The organism is Psychrobacillus sp., from assembly GCF_056205495.1.
Genome location: NZ_JBAEAP010000143.1, coordinates 1 through 3,421, shown reverse-complemented (window position 1 = coordinate 3,421; position 3,421 = coordinate 1). Strand labels below are relative to the sequence as shown.

Here is a 3,421-nt window from a genome sequence, read left to right as displayed (position 1 = left end):
TGGGATGTAGTTTCCTTCTTTATCTTGGTGATACCAAGCGTTAAAGTCCCAGTAAGTTCCCATATTAAAATTCGGGTTAATATTTTCACCAATTGCAACGCCGTAAGTATCATCTTTTCCATTACCATCTGGATCTTCCTTCGTAAAAGCTATCGCTACCTTCTCCAGTTCTTCATAAGAAGTAGGAACTTCTAAACCAAGCTTATCTAACCAATCCTTACGAATAACTGGTGTTACAGGGTACGGTTGAGAGTAACGTGGAATACCATAGATCTTCCCGTTCACTTTAAAAGAGTTGTAAACGTATTCTGGGATTTTTCCTAGTGTGTCATAATGCTTTAGATAATCATCTAAAGGCAGGAATGCTCCCTGCTCTGCCCATTGATAAAAACGAGTGTCTGTTCCTGGAAATCCGATTAGGTCTGGCATAGATCCAGAAGCAACTATAGCAGACGACTTTTCAATATAGTCCCCCTGTGGAATAATTTCCGGCTTATAGTCCACGTTAAAACGTTCATTTATCATATCAAGACCCGGGCTTTTCAGTGGTGGTGGATCACCGAAACGAAATGTCATTCCCGTAATCGTGTACTTTTCTGTATGATCAAATGGATCTACTGCAGGTTCCTCTTTGTTTGGTTCTACACTATTTGTCTCTTTTTCCGGCTCTTTCGCTGGTTCAGTTTGGGCATTTTCATCGGTACAAGCTACTAAAATTAGACCAATAATAAGAATTAGAAAACCATAAAACCACTGCTTACTTCTCACATTAACCCCTCCATTACTATTTTGTCTGGTGTAAATAAATTCTCGATGTCCATTGCGATAGAAAGTCACCCCTTAACAGATCCAAGCATCACTCCTTTAGCAAAGTGTTTTTGTAAGAATGGATAGACGATTAAAATCGGTAAAGTAGCTAACAATATAGCAGCCATCTGAACTGTTTCGGGAGGGGGAAGATTTTCCAGCATTGCTGCATGCCCCCCGAGTGCCGCATTAGGCTCATTGACTATTACAATTTGCCTTAAAATTACTTGAATCGGCCATTTTGCGGGATCATTTAAATATAGAACCCCTGAGAAATAACTGTTCCAATGACCTACCGCGTAGAATAGACCGAATGCTGCTAAGGCTGGCTTTGATAAAGGCAAAATAATGCGAGTGAATATTTGGATATCGTTTGCACCATCTATTAACGCCGCCTCTGTTAGTTCCTCCGGAATACCTTTAAAAAACTGTGTAATAATGATCAGATTAAATGGACTAATCGCCACAGGAATTATAAGAGCCCATAAGGAATTTAATAATCCCGTTTCCTTTACAACAATATAGGTAGGGATCATCCCTGCTGAAAATAGCATCGTAAACAATACTAGAAAAAGAATTGTTCGTTGCCCCAAAATATTTCTAGTTAGCGAGTAAGCCATCGTCGTAGTAAAAAATAGGTTTACTAATGTTCCAACGACAGTAATATAGACCGTTACGAACAACGAACGAATAAATTGATCAGAGCCTAATATATACGTATAGGCATCTGTCACCCATTCCTTTGGCCATAATAAGAAATCACTATTTAATACATCACTAACACTAGAAAACGAAACCGAGAAAATATATAGAAAAGGAAAAAGCATGGCTGCTGCGATTAATAAGAGAACTGTACCATTGAAAAAATCCATAACTTTTTCCCCTGAAGACCTAAACATGAACATACCCCCTTCCAGATGAAAGTCTCCCATAAAGAGAAATCACCTTGAATCTTTCAAATGGTCAATATAGACCTTCCTCACCAAATCGTTTAGCAAGCCTATTAGCAAGAACAACTAAAATCAAGCCAATTATTCCTTTAAATAGACCAACAGCGGTTGCAAAACTAAAATTCGCCTGCTGTATTCCCTTAAAATAAACATACGTATCGAGAACATTACCTGATTCCATATTAAAAGGATTTAGCATTAGAAAGATTTGTTCAAAGCCACTGTCCATCACGTTTCCTAAACGAAGGATTAATAAAATGACAATCGTACTTTTTAATGCAGGCAATGTTATATGCCAAATTTGTCTCATGCGACTCGCACCATCCATGACAGCTGCCTCATATAAATGAGGGCTGATGCCGGATAAGGCAGCTAGAAACAATATGGTACCCCATCCAGACTCCTTCCATATGACCTGCAATACAACAATTGGTTTAAACAGCGCTGGATCTGTTAGAAAAGGGATAGGGTTCATATCTAGAAAAGATCCAAGAAAGTTATTTATTAAACCTTCACTTCGTAGAAAGATAACAGTAATTCCAACTACCACAACCCAAGAAAGAAAGTGAGGCATATATACAACAGACTGCAGAAATCTTTTATACATTTGGTTTCTTAACTCATTCAACATAAGTGCTAAAATAATAGAAATAGGAAATGCAAAAACAATTTGTAACATGGAAATCTGAAGTGTATTCCAAATTACTTGTATAACCTCTGAGTCTTCAAAAATGGATTGAAAATGTTTTAATCCAACCCAAGGACTCTTTAGAAATCCTTGGAATGGACTATAGTCTTTAAATGCTAACAATAATCCAATCATCGGAATATATCGATAGATTAAAAAGTAAAGGGCACCTGGCAAAAGAAGTAGCAATAGATACCGATCCCGCCACAGTTTTTGCTTAATAGAATTTTTATTTGGGGGCTTTGGTTTTTCCTTGACGTGAGCTACTGTCGGAACAACTGTCTCAGCGTCTTTATTTTGAGTAACAATAACTTATTTCCCCTTTCCGTAAAGCTATTTACCAATTTATTTACCTGTATAATACCTGTATTTATATTTCCAATTTTAGTTTAAATTTTACATTTATTCAATATTTTTCTAAAATTATTTATTTCTTATATTCAATGGGCTCTTGCTGTTTTGACTCAATAATTTTAAACAGTTTATTGGATAGAAATATTAAAGTAACACCTATTAAGCTCCCACTATAAAAAGGTATGAGTCCAGGAATTTTCATGACTAAATAATAGGGGAAATAAAAACCTAAAACCATGAACACCGCAAACAAAGGATGGGCCAAAACGATATAAATACAATCCTTGAAGTACTGGGAAAGCTTCATCTGATAACCGACATAAAGTGGAAAAGCATACAATAAAGCGATCAAATAAATTATACCTAATATAAAGAAGAAAAATGATGCTATTAAGGCTGGTATATTTGGAAGGCTACGAAAAAACTGCAAATCTACAAAAAGAATGACGCCTATAATAAACCAAATATAACCATAGATATTAGCTTTCAACAATTCTTTTCTATATATATCCTTGAAGTAACGAAAGGTTTTTATATCCTCTTCACCATAGCTCCATTTGCGTATAACCGATAGCATAGCAACTGTAGCTGGGAAAAAACCTACAACGCCTAGACCTAAGAT

4 protein-coding genes are annotated in these 3,421 nt (G+C 36.2%); all 4 read right to left on the bottom strand.

Annotated elements, in window-relative coordinates; all coding sequences use genetic code 11:
- Nucleotides 1–768: extracellular solute-binding protein (locus tag AC06OU_RS04305; RefSeq protein WP_475854207.1), on the bottom strand; the 768-nt coding region annotated here is incomplete at its 3' end.
- 65 nt (nt 769–833) lie between these two features.
- On the bottom strand, nt 834–1,706 hold the full coding sequence (locus tag AC06OU_RS04300) for a carbohydrate ABC transporter permease (protein ID WP_475854205.1): 873 nt from the start codon (nt 1,704–1,706) through the stop codon (nt 834–836).
- Nucleotides 1,707–1,770: 64 nt separating this feature from the next.
- Entirely contained in the window at nt 1,771–2,667 is an 897-nt protein-coding gene (locus AC06OU_RS04295; protein ID WP_475854208.1) for an ABC transporter permease, read from the bottom strand.
- A 205-nt stretch (nt 2,668–2,872) separates the two neighbouring features.
- The coding region (locus tag AC06OU_RS04290; protein ID WP_475854203.1) for a YesL family protein at nt 2,873–3,421 on the bottom strand (549 nt) is incomplete at its 5' end.